The organism is Pseudomonas sp. Leaf15, from assembly GCF_001421425.1.
Lineage (GTDB): Bacteria > Pseudomonadota > Gammaproteobacteria > Pseudomonadales > Pseudomonadaceae > Aquipseudomonas > Aquipseudomonas salomonii.
The window spans coordinates 61,608-74,006 of sequence record NZ_LMKI01000007.1; the positions used below are offsets into that span (position 1 = coordinate 61,608).

General features: G+C 60.7%; 12 protein-coding genes and 2 pseudogenes. 6 read left to right on the top strand and 8 right to left on the bottom strand.

The window, feature by feature from the left end; all coding sequences use genetic code 11:
- Positions 1 to 14 precede the first annotated feature (14 nt).
- On the top strand, positions 15 to 1,193 hold the full coding sequence (locus ASE80_RS07425) for a glycosyltransferase family 4 protein (RefSeq protein WP_056858339.1): 1,179 nt from the start codon (positions 15 to 17) through the stop codon (positions 1,191 to 1,193).
- A gap of 107 nt (positions 1,194 to 1,300) precedes the next feature.
- On the opposite strand, the gene ASE80_RS07430 is transcribed toward ASE80_RS07425, so the two are convergent.
- The 7 genes from ASE80_RS07430 to rplU form a co-directional block, all read right to left on the bottom strand.
- On the bottom strand, positions 1,301 to 2,404 hold the full coding sequence (locus ASE80_RS07430; protein ID WP_056858340.1) for an NADH:flavin oxidoreductase: 1,104 nt from the start codon (positions 2,402 to 2,404) through the stop codon (positions 1,301 to 1,303).
- A gap of 286 nt (positions 2,405 to 2,690) precedes the next feature.
- On the bottom strand, positions 2,691 to 3,173 hold the full coding sequence (locus ASE80_RS07435; protein ID WP_056858341.1) for a glutathione peroxidase: 483 nt from the start codon (positions 3,171 to 3,173) through the stop codon (positions 2,691 to 2,693).
- A gap of 101 nt (positions 3,174 to 3,274) precedes the next feature.
- Positions 3,275 to 3,739, bottom strand: coding sequence for a CreA family protein (locus ASE80_RS07440; protein ID WP_017137940.1), 465 nt, complete (start codon positions 3,737 to 3,739; stop codon positions 3,275 to 3,277).
- Positions 3,740 to 3,755: 16 nt separating this feature from the next.
- Positions 3,756 to 4,874, bottom strand: a complete 1,119-nt coding sequence (gene proB / locus ASE80_RS07445) for a glutamate 5-kinase (RefSeq protein ID WP_026013771.1) — start codon at positions 4,872 to 4,874, stop codon at positions 3,756 to 3,758.
- 111 nt (positions 4,875 to 4,985) lie between these two features.
- Positions 4,986 to 6,209 (bottom strand): Obg family GTPase CgtA, encoded by a 1,224-nt coding sequence (gene cgtA, locus ASE80_RS07450; RefSeq protein ID WP_016976186.1) that lies wholly within the window; start codon positions 6,207 to 6,209, stop codon positions 4,986 to 4,988.
- Positions 6,210 to 6,402: 193 nt separating this feature from the next.
- Positions 6,403 to 6,660: a 50S ribosomal protein L27 gene (rpmA, locus tag ASE80_RS07455; protein WP_003176049.1), complete on the bottom strand. Its 258-nt coding sequence runs from the start codon at positions 6,658 to 6,660 to the stop codon at positions 6,403 to 6,405.
- A gap of 34 nt (positions 6,661 to 6,694) precedes the next feature.
- A complete protein-coding gene (gene rplU, locus ASE80_RS07460) occupies positions 6,695 to 7,009 on the bottom strand; it encodes a 50S ribosomal protein L21 (protein WP_007950961.1) in 315 nt (104 codons plus the stop codon).
- Between the two features lie 239 nt (positions 7,010 to 7,248).
- On the opposite strand from rplU, the gene ASE80_RS07465 reads away from it, so the two are divergent.
- The 3 genes from ASE80_RS07465 to ASE80_RS07475 all read left to right on the top strand — a co-directional run bounded on the left by ASE80_RS07465 (position 7,249) and on the right by ASE80_RS07475 (position 9,169).
- Positions 7,249 to 8,217 (top strand): polyprenyl synthetase family protein, encoded by a 969-nt coding sequence (locus ASE80_RS07465; protein ID WP_056858342.1) that lies wholly within the window; start codon positions 7,249 to 7,251, stop codon positions 8,215 to 8,217.
- Between the two features lie 193 nt (positions 8,218 to 8,410).
- Complete coding sequence (locus ASE80_RS07470) at positions 8,411 to 8,752, top strand: zinc ribbon domain-containing protein YjdM (protein WP_056858343.1); 342 nt, start codon at positions 8,411 to 8,413, stop codon at positions 8,750 to 8,752.
- A 159-nt stretch (positions 8,753 to 8,911) separates the two neighbouring features.
- Positions 8,912 to 9,169, top strand: a complete 258-nt coding sequence (locus ASE80_RS07475; protein ID WP_056858344.1) for a PA4570 family protein — start codon at positions 8,912 to 8,914, stop codon at positions 9,167 to 9,169.
- A gap of 145 nt (positions 9,170 to 9,314) precedes the next feature.
- On the opposite strand, the gene ASE80_RS07480 is transcribed toward ASE80_RS07475, so the two are convergent.
- A complete protein-coding gene (locus ASE80_RS07480; RefSeq protein WP_056858345.1) occupies positions 9,315 to 9,932 on the bottom strand; it encodes an FKBP-type peptidyl-prolyl cis-trans isomerase in 618 nt (205 codons plus the stop codon).
- Positions 9,933 to 10,196: 264 nt separating this feature from the next.
- Here ASE80_RS07480 and ASE80_RS31715 point away from each other — a divergent pair.
- Together ASE80_RS31715 and ASE80_RS31720 are read left to right on the top strand one after the other, a co-directional pair.
- Positions 10,197 to 11,213 (top strand): annotated as a pseudogene (locus ASE80_RS31715) (methyl-accepting chemotaxis protein); the annotation flags it as partial.
- 309 nt (positions 11,214 to 11,522) lie between these two features.
- Positions 11,523 to 12,116: pseudogene (locus tag ASE80_RS31720) on the top strand (methyl-accepting chemotaxis protein); the annotation flags it as partial.
- Positions 12,117 to 12,399: the final 283 nt, after the last annotated feature.

A 12,399-nucleotide genomic window follows, 5' to 3' on the forward strand; every position in this document is an offset into this window, starting at 1 on the left:
TGACACTGTGGGTCATGACGACAGCCTCGCTCCACATCACCCTGATTACCGAAACCTTCCCGCCGGAGATCAATGGGGTGGCCAATACCCTTGGCCGCCTGTGCGAGGGCTTGCGCGCGCGTGGCCATCAGGTCGAGTTGGTGCGCCCACGCCAGGGCGTCGACCAAAGCCGCCCCAGCGACGATGGATTACTGTTGTGTCGCGGCTGGCCACTGCCGGGTTACCCGGGGCTGCAATGGGGCCAGTCGTCGATGCACAAGTTGCTGCGGCGCTGGACACGCCAGCGCCCGGACGTGCTGTACATCGCCACTGAGGGGCCGCTGGGGCTGTCGGCGCTACGTGCGGCGCGGCGCCTGGGGATCAGCGTGGTCAGCGGGTTTCACACCAACTTCCAGCAATACTCCAATCAATATGGCTTGAGCCTGCTCAGCCGCATGGTCACCCACTACTTGCGCTGGTTTCACAACCGCTCGACCCTGACCCTGGTGCCCAGCGCCAGCCAGCGCCTGGAGCTGGAGCGTCGCCACTTCGAGCGCCTGGGCATGTTGTCACGCGGCGTCGACAGCCAGCTGTTCCACCCCGCCAAACGCGATAACACGTTGCGTGAAAGCTGGGCGCTGAACAACGACCAGATCGCCGTACTGCATGTAGGCCGACTGGCACAGGAAAAAAACCTGGGGCTGCTCAAGCGCTGCTTTGAAACCTTGCAGGACACCTACCCGCTGCGCCAGCTGAAACTGATCATCGTCGGTGACGGCCCGCAACGGGCGACGCTGGAAAAGGAACTGCCCGAGGCGATTTTCTGCGGCACCCTGCGCGGTGAAGAACTGGCGCGGCACTACGCGTCCGGTGATGTGTTCCTGTTCCCCAGCCTGACCGAAACCTTCGGCAACGTGGTGCTGGAAGCCATGGCCTCGGGACTGGGTGTGGTGGCTTACGACCAAGCAGCCGCCACCCAGCATATTCGTCATGGTTACAACGGCGTGCTGGCGATGCCAGGCGATGAGGATGCGTTTTGTGACGCCGCCAATTGGCTGCTGGAGGATGCTGAGAGTTTGCGCCGCATGCGCTTGAATGCTCGCCAGCATGCGAGCCGCCAGGGTTGGCCGGCGATTATCGAGCAGTTTGAGCGTCAATTGCGCGGGGTGTGCGGCGAGCGGACGGTGATTGCGGGGGAGTCGCGTTTGATCTGAGGCCAGTGTTGGGCGTTAGATCGCTATCGCGGGCAAGCCCGGCTCCCACATTGGAACGCATTTTCCTGTGGGAGCCGGGCTTGCCCGCGATGGCGTCGGAGCAGACGCTACACCAGGCTGGTTAACGCCTCACGACTGAACGGCAGAATGTCGCCCTCACGGCCTTCGCGCACTTTCACGGCCCAATCCGGGTCCACCAGCAAGGCACGGCCCACGGCAACCAGGTCGAACTCGTCGTTGTTCAGGCGCTCCAGCAGTTTTTCCAGGCTGGCTGGTTGGGCGACCTTGTCGGTGTTGACCATGAACTGCAGGAACTCGCCATCCAGGCCCACACTGCCGACGGTGATGGTCGGCTTGCCGGTGAGCTGGCGGGTCCAACCGGCCAGGTTGAGGTTGGAGCCTTCGAATTCCGGTTCCCAGAACCGACGCGTGGAGCAGTGGAAAATATCCACACCGGCGTCCGATAACGGCTTAAGGAACTCACCCAGCGCCTCGGGGGTTTGCACCAGGCGTGCGGTGTAGTCCTGCTGCTTCCATTGAGAGAAGCGCAAGATGATCGGAAAGTCCGGGCCGACGGCGGCGCGGGTGGCCTGGATCAACTCGATGGCAAACCGCGAACGGTTGGCCAGGCTGCCGCCGTATTCGTCAGTGCGCTGGTTGCTGCCTTCCCAGAAGAACTGATCGACCAGATAGCCGTGTGCGCCGTGGATCTCCACGCCATCCATGCCAATGCGTTGGGCATCCTTGGCGGCTTGAGCGAAGGCGTTGATCACGTCCTTGATGTCTTGCTGGGTCATGCCGTGAACCACGACATTGCCGTCTTTGAGTTTCTCCATCGGGCCGTAGGCCGGCACGCTGGCATCAGGCTCGGTGCCGATACGACGCACGCTGCCCACGTGCCACAGCTGCGGGACGATCTTGCCGCCTTCGGCGTGTACGGCGTCGACCACTTTCGTCCAGCCGGCCAGCGCGGCCTCACCGTAAAAATGCGGGACGTTCGGGTAGCCGTTGGAAGCCTGATGGCCGACCACGGTGCCTTCGGTGATGATCAGGCCCACACCGGCAGCGGCGCGGCGACGGTAGTACTCGATGACTTTGGAATTGGGTACGCCACCCGGCGAGAACGAACGGGTCATGGGCGCCATGACCACACGGGTGGACAGTTGCAGTGCACCGAGCTGGAAGGGTTTGAACAAAGCTTGGACAGGCATGGGGGCACTCCACACAAAGAGATTTATGATGTGGATAATATGGGCCATGCAGCGTGCTGGGTAGCACTATTGATCTGGGTGATTAAGGGGTAAAAGTGAGAGAGGTGAATCGCCGCCAACCTGTGGCGAGCGGGCTTGCCCCGCGTTGGGCTGCGTAGCAGCCCCAGTAAGATCCCCGCATTCCTCCAACCTGAAATGCGCTGCCTGGAAGAGGGGCCGCTTCGCAGCCCAACGCGGGGCAAGCCCGCTCGCCACAAGAAGCCCTATCAGCGCCCCTCGTCAGCACTCAGCTCAGGGCTTTTTCGATGGCCTGTACGATCGTCGGATCATCCGGTGCGGTGCGCGGCGAGAATCGCGCCAGTACGCGGCCGTCCTTGCCGAGCAGGAACTTCTCGAAATTCCAGGTGATATCCCCGGGAAACTCAGCGCCCTCGCCCGCCAGCAAGCGATACAGCTGATGGCGATCGTGGCCATTGACGTCGAGTTTGCTGCCCAACGGAAAGGTCACGTTGTAGTTCAGGCTGCAGAACGCCTGAATTTCCTCTTCGGTGCCCGGCTCCTGGCCTGCAAACTGGTTGCACGGCAGGCCGAGCACGGTAAACCCCTGGTCCTTATACAGCTGGTAGAGGTTTTCCAGCGCCGCGTATTGCGGGGTCAAGCCACATTTGGAGGCCACGTTGACCACCAGCACCACTTGCCCCTTGAAGGGCGCCAGCGCCAGCTCTTGTCCGTCCAAAGCTTTGAGTTTCAGGTCGTGGAAAGCACTCATGACGAACTCCAGATATCCCATGTTCTTCGCGTTGCGGCTGTTCGAGATTACAGACCACAAGCCTGCAATCATAGACGCCGATTGAAAAACTCGCCCGCCGGTTACTGCGCGGTCGGCCAGGGCAAAATCGGAATCGCGGTGACCGCATTCTGCGGGCTGCCTTCGATCAGACGGTCGCTGTAGACCAGGTACACCAAAGTATTGCGCTTCTTGTCGAGGAAGCGCACCACCTGCATGGTCTTGAACACCAGCGAGGTGCGCTCCTTGAATACTTCGTCGCCATCCTTGAGCTCGCCCTTGAAATGAATCGGGCCAACCTGACGGCAGGCTATCGACGCTTCAGCGCGGTCTTCGGCCAGGCCCAGGCCGCCTTTGACGCCGCCGGTCTTGGCACGCGACAGGTAACAGGTCACGCCGTCGACCTTGGGGTCATCAAACGCCTCGACCACAATACGGTCGTTGGGGCCGACAAACTTGAACACCGTCGACACCTGGCCGATTTCTTCGGCCGAGGCCAGCAACGGCATGGCCAGCAGCAGGCCGAGTAATCCTTTCATGACACGCATCGTGTATTTCCTTTATTCAGACCAGGATCAGGTTATCGCGGTGAACCAGTTCCGGTTCGGCCATGTAACCCAAGAGTCCGACAATCGCGTCGGACGATTGTCCAATAATCTTCTGTGCTTCAAGGGCGCTGTAGTTGGCCAGGCCACGGGCGATCTCGCGACCATCGGGCGCCACACACACCACCATCTCGCCACGGCGGAAGCTGCCCTGCACCAACTTGACGCCGACCGGCAGCAGGCTCTTGTTGCCCTGGGACAAGGCTGACACAGCGCCGTCGTCCAGAACCAGCGTGCCCCGGGTTTGCAGATGACCGGCCAGCCACTGTTTGCGCGCCGCGAGCATGCCGCGTTCCGGCGACAGCAGCGTACCGATGCGCTCACCGGCCTTGAGGCGGTCCAGCACACGCTCCAGGCGCCCACCGACGATGATGGTGTGCGCGCCGGAACGTGCGGCCAGGCGAGCAGCTCGCAGCTTGGTCTGCATGCCGCCACGGCCCAATGCACCGCCGACACTGCCGGCCACGGCGTCGAGCGCCGGGTCATCGGCGCGGGCTTCGTAGATAAGCTGGGCGTCGGGGTTGTTACGCGGGTCGGCGTCAAACATGCCGTCGCGGTCGGTGAGGATCACCAGCAGGTCGGCTTCAACCAGGTTGGCGACCAGCGCGGCCAGGGTGTCGTTATCACCGAAGCGGATTTCGTCGGTGACCACCGTGTCGTTCTCGTTGATCACCGGGATGACCTTGAGTTCAACCAGTGCGCGCAGGGTGCTGCGAGCGTTGAGGTAACGTTTGCGGTCGGACAGGTCGTCGTGGGTCAGCAGGATCTGCGCCGTGTGGCGGCCGTGCTCGGCAAAGCTGGATTCCCAGGCTTGCACCAGGCCCATCTGGCCGATGGCGGCGGCGGCTTGCAGTTCGTGCATCGCGCTGGGTCGCGCGGTCCAGCCGAGGCGGCTCATCCCGGCGGCAACGGCCCCGGACGACACCAGCACCAACTCGACACCGGCCTCATGCAAGGCCACCATCTGCTCGACCCAGACGCTCATGGCTGCGCGATCCAGACCTTTGCCATCCGCCGTCAGCAGCGCACTTCCGATCTTTACGACCCAGCGCTGCGCACCTGTCACTTTGCTCCGCATCATCTTCAACCTTAGATAGAGGGCCGCGCGACCCAGCGCTGGCCATAACGTTATATCCGGATACTAAAACGCCGCTCTGTAAGGAGCGGCGTTCAAGTTTACTGCAACGAATCAGTCGCGCACGTAAATGATTTCCGGACCGTCTTCATCATCCACGTCTTCTTCGTCCCAATCGTCGTCGCCGATGTCATGAACCGACTTCACGCCGCTGCGGCGCAGGGCACGCTGGTCGTCCAGAGCCTGCAGCTGGGCGCGGGCTTCGTCTTCGATCTGCTGGTCGAGCTCGGCCAGTTCGGCCTTGAAGACCGGGTCGGCCGCCAGGCGGTCGGCGCGGTCTTCGAGGTAGCGCATGATGTCGCGGGTCAGGCGCTCGGTGCCTTCTTTGGCGATGGCCGAGATCACATAGACCGGCCCTTCCCACTCCAGGCGGTCAACGATTTCCTTGACGCGTTCTTCGTGCTCTTCTTCGAGGATCTGGTCGCACTTGTTCAGCACCAGCCAGCGGTCACGCTCGGCCAGGGCCGGGCTGAACTTGGTCAGCTCGCTGACGATCACTTCGGCGGCGTCTGGTGCGCTGGTGTCATCCAGCGGCGCCATGTCGACGAGGTGCAGCAGCAAACGGGTACGCGACAAGTGCTTGAGGAAGCGAATCCCCAGGCCGGCGCCGTCGGAAGCGCCTTCGATCAAGCCGGGAATGTCGGCGATCACGAAGCTTTTCCAGCGGTCTACGCTGACCACGCCCAGGTTTGGCACCAGGGTGGTGAACGGGTAGTCGGCGACTTTCGGCTTGGCGGCCGAAACCGAACGGATGAAGGTACTTTTACCGGCGTTCGGCAAGCCCAGCAGGCCCACGTCTGCCAGTACTTTCATCTCCAGCTTGAGGTCACGCTGCTCGCCCGGCTTGCCCGGCGTGGTCTGGCGTGGCGCACGGTTGGTACTGGACTTGAATCGGGTGTTACCCAGACCGTGCCAGCCGCCCTGCACAACCATCAGCTTCTGGCCGGCCTTGGTCAGGTCGCCAATCACTTCCTGGGTCGCGGAGTCGATGATCGTGGTGCCGACCGGTACGCGCAGCACCAGGTCTTCGCCTTTTTTGCCGGTGCAGTCGGTGCTGCCGCCGTTGGAACCACGCTCGGCATCGAAGTGCCGGGTGTAACGGTAGTCGACCAGGGTGTTGAGGTTTTCGTCGGCCATCATGTAGATGGAACCGCCGTCACCGCCGTCACCGCCGTTTGGACCACCGTTTTCGATGAATTTTTCGCGACGGAAACTCATGCAACCGTTACCGCCGTCGCCTGCTTTTACTCGGATGGAAACTTCATCAACGAACTTCATAACAAAACGCCTCTCGTCGCATGGACGAGCTTAAGAAACCAAGACATAAGACTCTTGCAAAAATGAGCGCAGCGACCTCAGAAAACGACCGCACATCCAGCGCCTGAGCCCATCACAAACAGCTTTGCAAGAGACTCACTCCACAAACGAAAAAGCCCCGTCGCGAGACAGGGCTTTTCCAGCGATCGCGCAATTAAGCGGCGACAACGCTCACGTAACGGCGGTTGAACGCGCCTTTTACTTCAAACTTGATCACGCCTTCGATTTTAGCGAAGAGGGTGTGATCTTTACCCATGCCAACACCGTAACCGGCGTGGAATTGGGTGCCGCGCTGACGCACGATGATGTTGCCCGGAATGATTTTCTGGCCGCCATACATCTTAACGCCAAGGCGTTTGGCTTCTGAGTCGCGACCGTTACGGGTACTACCACCAGCTTTTTTGTGTGCCATGAGTCAATTCTCCTAGTGAGGAATTAGGCTGAAATTAAGCCTGAATACCGGTGATTTTGATCTCGGTGTACCACTGGCGGTGGCCCATACGCTTCATGTGGTGCTTACGACGACGGAACTTGATGATGCGGACTTTATCGTGACGACCTTGGGAGATCACTTCAGCCACAACGGTAGCGCCAGCAACAACTGGAGCGCCGATGTTCACGTCATCGCCATTAGCGACCAACAGAACGCGATCAAAGGTAACGGATTCGCCAGTAGCGACTTCCAGTTTTTCGATCTTCAGGTATTCACCTGGGGCGACCTTGTATTGCTTGCCACCAGTAACAATTACTGCGTACGACATGGTATTTCTCCGATAATCCTGCTCACCCAGCGCTTTATAAGAAAAGGTATTGGCTGGCATGGCTGCATGGGATGGACGTCCCGAATGCAATTGCGTAAGGCAGGTGCTGCCCAGGAAGTTCAGGGTGCGCGATTGTACGCAAGCTATAGATGCCTTGCAAGGGGCCGTCTATCGCGCCTTGACACTGCGGGGTCAGGGTCCTAGCATGCCGCGCAACCCTTCTGGAGCGACTGTCGCTGATGCAACCCCAAGCTTTCTACCGCGCGGTCGCGGACGATTTTAGCGCCGTCGACGGCATCATCAAGCAGCAGCTGACGTCTAAAGTGCCGCTGGTCTCCAAAATTGGCGACTACATTACGTCGGCGGGCGGTAAACGCCTGCGTCCTTTATTAGTGTTGCTGTGTGGCAAGGCCCTGGGCCGCGAAGGCGATGACCTGCGCCTGCTGGCCGCCACCATCGAATTCCTGCACACCGCCACTCTGCTGCATGACGACGTGGTCGACATGTCCGGCATGCGCCGTGGCCGCGAGACGGCCAATGCGATGTGGGGCAATGCCCCCAGCGTACTGGTAGGCGACTTCCTGTACTCGCGCTCGTTCGAAATGATGGTCGAGCTGGGCTCGATGCCGGTGATGAAGATTCTTTCACAAGCCACGCGCATCATCGCCGAAGGCGAAGTGTTGCAGCTGTCCAAGGTCCGCGACGCCAGTACCACCGAAGAAACCTACATGGAAGTGATTCGCGGCAAAACCGCGATGCTCTTCGAAGCCTCGACGCACAGTGCCGCCGCCCTGTGTGGCGCAACGGCCGAACAGGCCGAAGCCCTGCGCACCTTTGGTGATCACCTGGGCGTGGCATTCCAACTGGTCGACGATCTGCTCGACTATAAGGGCGACGCCGAAACCCTGGGCAAGAACGTCGGTGACGACCTGGCCGAGGGCAAGCCGACCTTGCCGCTGATCTACACCATGCGCGAAGGCACGCCGGAACAGGCCGCCCTGGTGCGCAAGGCGATCCAGAAAGGCGGGATTGAAGACCTCGAAGCTATCCGTGCAGCGGTAGAAGCCTCGGGTTCGCTGGAATACACCGCACAGTTGGCGCGTGACTATGTGGCCCGTGCCATCCAGTGCCTGGACGCCCTGCCAGCCAGCGAATACCGGGACGCCCTGGTTGAGCTGAGTGAGTTTGCGGTAGCCCGTACGCACTAAAGACTCTTTGCAGAGGCGGCTTGTGTGGGAGCTGGCTTGCCTGCGATAGCAGCACCTCGGCATCACTGACACACCGAGGTGCCTGCATCGCGGGCAAGCCCAGCTCCCACAAGGTTCCGAAGCGCCCCCCCAACCTGTAATAAACCCTATATAATGTGCGACTTTTAGCCATCCTGACTCTCAAGGAGCTTTAGTGAGCACGCTGCCACCCTGCCCAAAATGCAATTCCGAGTACACCTACGAAGACGGCGCCCAGCTGATCTGCCCGGAATGCGCCCACGAGTGGTCCGCCAATGGCGAAGCCGAAGCGGCGATTGATGAAACCGTGAAGAAAGACTCTGTGGGCAATGTCCTGCAAGACGGCGACACCATTACCGTGATCAAGGACCTCAAGGTCAAGGGCACGTCCCTGGTGGTCAAGGTCGGCACCAAGGTCAAGAACATCCGCCTGTGCGACGGCGACCACGATATCGATTGCAAGATCGACGGTATCGGCCCGATGAAACTCAAATCCGAGTTCGTGCGCAAAGTCTGAACCTGCTGCATCCATCCCGCGCCCGCCGCGGGATGGCGTTTTGCCCTCTGCGCTGACCTGTCTCAATATCCACACAGAAAAACCAGGAAACCGCCAATAGGCACTTGCTATTTCACGAATAAGAATTATTCTCATTGAAACTCATCAAGGAGAACGATCATGACTTATTTGATAGATGCCTGGCTGGATCGCCCACACCCTTACCTGCGGATCCTGCATCGGGAAACCGGCGAAGTCTGTGCGGTGCTGGAAGAAGAAGCCTTGAGCGAACTGCAGGACCAGGGCGACCTGGACGTCAACGGCTTGAGCTCGAGTGAACCTGGGGTGCTGAAGGAGGTGGTGCGTAATCTGTTTCTGTTCTGCTATGCCCGAGCGTTGCGCCCGGCGACGGAGCTCAATGGCAAGTTCCACCCATGAACCACCGCGCAAAACCTGAATGCACCGGCTTCATGTGGGAGCCGGGCTTGCCCGCGATACAGGCGACTCGGTCAAACCCGCTACCGAGGTGATGCTATCGCAGGCAAGCCAGCTCCCACGTGGAGCCAGGCGCAATTAACAGGTCTTACAGAACGTCGAGCAGCTCAACGTCGAACACCAGAACGCTGTGCGGCGGAATGCTGCCAACGCCTTGGGCGCCGTAAGCCAGTTCGCTCGGCACGTACAGGCGCCATTTGCTGCCGGCATTCATCAGTTGCAGGGCTTCGGTCCAGCCGGCGATCACGCCGCCTACCGGGAATTCTGCAGGCTGGCCGCGCTCGTAGGAGCTGTCGAACACAGTGCCGTCGATCAGGGTGCCGTGGTAGTGAGTACGCACCTGGTCTTCACGGGTCGGCTTGGCGCCGCTACCCGCAGTCAGCACTTCAAATTGCAGGCCGGAAGCCAGGGTGGTGATGCCATCACGCTTGGCGTTTTCAGCCAGGAACTCCAGGCCAGCGCCAGCAGCCGCTTCGGCCTTGGCTGCCGCTTCGGCTTGCATGATTTCACGGATCACTTTGAAGCTGGCCGCCATCTGCTCTTGGTCAACGCGGCTTGGTTTACCGTCGAACGCGTCGGTCAGGCCGGCCAGGATGGCGTCGATGCTTACGCCCGGCGGCGGGTTGTCGCGCAGTTGGTCGCCCAACTGACGGCCGATACCGTAGCTGACGCGGGTTTCGTCGGTGGACAGATTAACTTCGGACATGAAGAGGCTCCGCTGTAGGGCAGCACGGTTTCCCGTGCCATCCAGAACTAAAAGGGCCCGCAGACTAGCACACAAGAGCCGCCTCTGATCAGCCCCCCGGCTGCCGCCTTCAGAGGATCCAACCTTGCAACAGCGACCCTTCGTCGCACCCGTAAGAAATGTATTTCAGAATCATCCCCCGCCGCCGATACAGCGCTACAAACTTTGGCTGGCTCAAACAACAACACCGTCCAGCAGACACACATCATTCTTGCGGAGCATTCGATGAATAGCTGGTTCGGCAACATCAGCGTCAACCTCAAACTCGGCCTGGGCTTTGGCCTGGTGCTGGTCCTCACCTCGATCCTGGCCCTGACCGGCTGGACCAGCCTGGGCGGCTTGATCGACCGCAGTAACTGGATGAGCGACATCACCCAGCTCAACGCGTCCCTGACCAAGCTGCGCATCGTGCGCCTGCAATACATGCTGGCCAATGGCGACGAAGCCGTGGCACAGAACGTCCAGACCAGTCTCGACGCCTTCGCCACCCAGCAGCAGAAACTGCTGGACAGCTTCAAGAGCCCGGAAAACCGCAAGCTGCTCACCGAGCAGAAAGCCGTCATCACGGCTTACCAGCAGTCGCTGAACAAAATGCGTGAGGCCTACCGTAACGGCAATGCCGCGCGCCAAGTAATGGGCGACAAGGCCGACATCGCCAACGGGCAGATCGACGCACTGGAGACCGGCGTGCAGCAAGCGCCCGACAGCCCGGAGCGCTTCGCCCAGTACCAGGCCGTGACGCACGCCAAGGAAGAGTTCCACCTGGCGCGCTATGAAGTGCGTGGCTACACCAACTCCCCCAGCGCAGAAAACGAAGCCCGCGCTGCGGCTCAGATCGAGAAAGCCATCAGTGGCTTGAAAGGCCTCAGCAGCGTATTGGGTTCAAGCCAACAAAGCGCACTGACGTCGCTGGAAACCGCACTTGGCGCCTATCGCAGCGCCGTACAGAGCTACAAGGCCGCCAACGCCAACATCGTCAGCGCCCGTGCCGAAATGACCACCCAGGGCGCCGATATCGTCACCATCAGCGACAAGCTGTACGATATTCAGCTCGACCGCCGTGATGCCGAAAGCACCCAGGCCCGTAGCCTGCAATTGATCAGCACCTTGCTGGCGTTGCTGGTGGGCATCATCGCGGCCCTGGTCATCACCCGCCAGATCACTCGCCCGATCCAGGACACCCTGGCCGTGGTGGAACGTATCGCTTCCGGTGACCTGAGCCACAACATCCAGGTGACCCGCCGCGATGAACTCGGCGTATTGCAGCAAGGTATCCAGCGCATGGGCACCACCCTGCGCGAGCTGATCAGCGGTATTCGCGACGGCGTAACCCAGATCGCCAGCGCCGCCGAAGAACTCTCGGCCGTGACCGAGCAGACCAGTGCCGGCGTGAACAGCCAGAAGATCGAGACCGATCAAGTCGCCACCGCGATGCATGAAATGACTGCCACCGTGCAGGAAGTCGCGCGCAACGCCGAGCAAGCCTCGCTGGCCGCCGCCGACGCCGATGGCCAAGCCCGCGCCGGCGACAAAGTGGTGGCCGAGGCCATCGCCCAGATCGAACGCCTGGCCGCCGAAGTGGCACGCTCCACCGACGCGATGACGCACCTGCAACAAGAGAGCAACAAGATCGGCAGCGTGATGGACGTGATCAAGGCCGTGGCCGAGCAGACCAACCTGTTGGCGCTCAACGCGGCGATTGAGGCGGCGCGTGCCGGTGAAGCCGGTCGTGGCTTTGCCGTAGTGGCTGACGAAGTGCGCGGCCTGGCCCAGCGCACACAAAAATCCACCGAAGAAATCGAAGGCCTGGTCGCCGGTTTGCAGAACGGCACCCAGCAAGTGGCCACGGTGATGAACAACAGCCGCAGCCTCACCGACAGCAGCGTCGAGCTGACGCGCAAGGCCGGTGTATCGCTGGAGAACATCACCCGTACCGTGTCGAATATTCAGTCGATGAACCAGCAGATTGCAGCGGCCGCTGAGCAGCAGAGCGCCGTGGCTGAAGAGATCAGCCGCAGCATTGTGAACGTACGCGATGTGTCGGAGCAGACGGCTACTGCGAGTGACGAGACGGCTAAATCGAGCGTGGAACTGGCGCGTTTGGGCAGCCAGTTGCAGCAGATGGTCAGTCATTTCCGGGTGTAAAACCCAAAGCGCAAAAACCAAAAAGCCGCCTCGGTTCAAGCCGAGGCGGCTCCACTTCTCAGACCTTAAAGGTCATCGAAGCTGTCCCGCAGGAATACCCATACGTGATAAACACGCAGGGCATTCACTACGAGGTTCCACGTACGTCGTGCAAACTTAGACATACTCGGCCCTCCTTGAGTTGGGCCTTACCTCCAGCGCACTTACCGGAACACGTGAGCCTTCAGACGCGGGTCGATTGCGCCTTTTGAGGCGGCCGGGCTAATGGTCCTTCCGCATCAAT

Excerpts from the sequence above, each read along its gene's own strand:
- ASE80_RS07425 (WP_056858339.1), top strand. The coding sequence starts at position 15 with ATGACGACAGCCTCGCTCCACATCACCCTGATTACCGAAACCTTCCCG.
- ASE80_RS07430 (WP_056858340.1), bottom strand. The coding sequence starts at position 2,404 with ATGCCTGTCCAAGCTTTGTTCAAACCCTTCCAGCTCGGTGCACTGCAA.
- ASE80_RS07435 (WP_056858341.1), bottom strand. The coding sequence starts at position 3,173 with ATGAGTGCTTTCCACGACCTGAAACTCAAAGCTTTGGACGGACAAGAG.
- ASE80_RS07440 (WP_017137940.1), bottom strand. The coding sequence starts at position 3,739 with ATGCGTGTCATGAAAGGATTACTCGGCCTGCTGCTGGCCATGCCGTTG.
- proB (WP_026013771.1), bottom strand. The coding sequence starts at position 4,874 with ATGCGGAGCAAAGTGACAGGTGCGCAGCGCTGGGTCGTAAAGATCGGA.
- cgtA (WP_016976186.1), bottom strand. The coding sequence starts at position 6,209 with ATGAAGTTCGTTGATGAAGTTTCCATCCGAGTAAAAGCAGGCGACGGC.
- rpmA (WP_003176049.1), bottom strand. The coding sequence starts at position 6,660 with ATGGCACACAAAAAAGCTGGTGGTAGTACCCGTAACGGTCGCGACTCA.
- rplU (WP_007950961.1), bottom strand. The coding sequence starts at position 7,009 with ATGTCGTACGCAGTAATTGTTACTGGTGGCAAGCAATACAAGGTCGCC.
- ASE80_RS07465 (WP_056858342.1), top strand. The coding sequence starts at position 7,249 with ATGCAACCCCAAGCTTTCTACCGCGCGGTCGCGGACGATTTTAGCGCC.
- ASE80_RS07475 (WP_056858344.1), top strand. The coding sequence starts at position 8,912 with ATGACTTATTTGATAGATGCCTGGCTGGATCGCCCACACCCTTACCTG.
- ASE80_RS07480 (WP_056858345.1), bottom strand. The coding sequence starts at position 9,932 with ATGTCCGAAGTTAATCTGTCCACCGACGAAACCCGCGTCAGCTACGGT.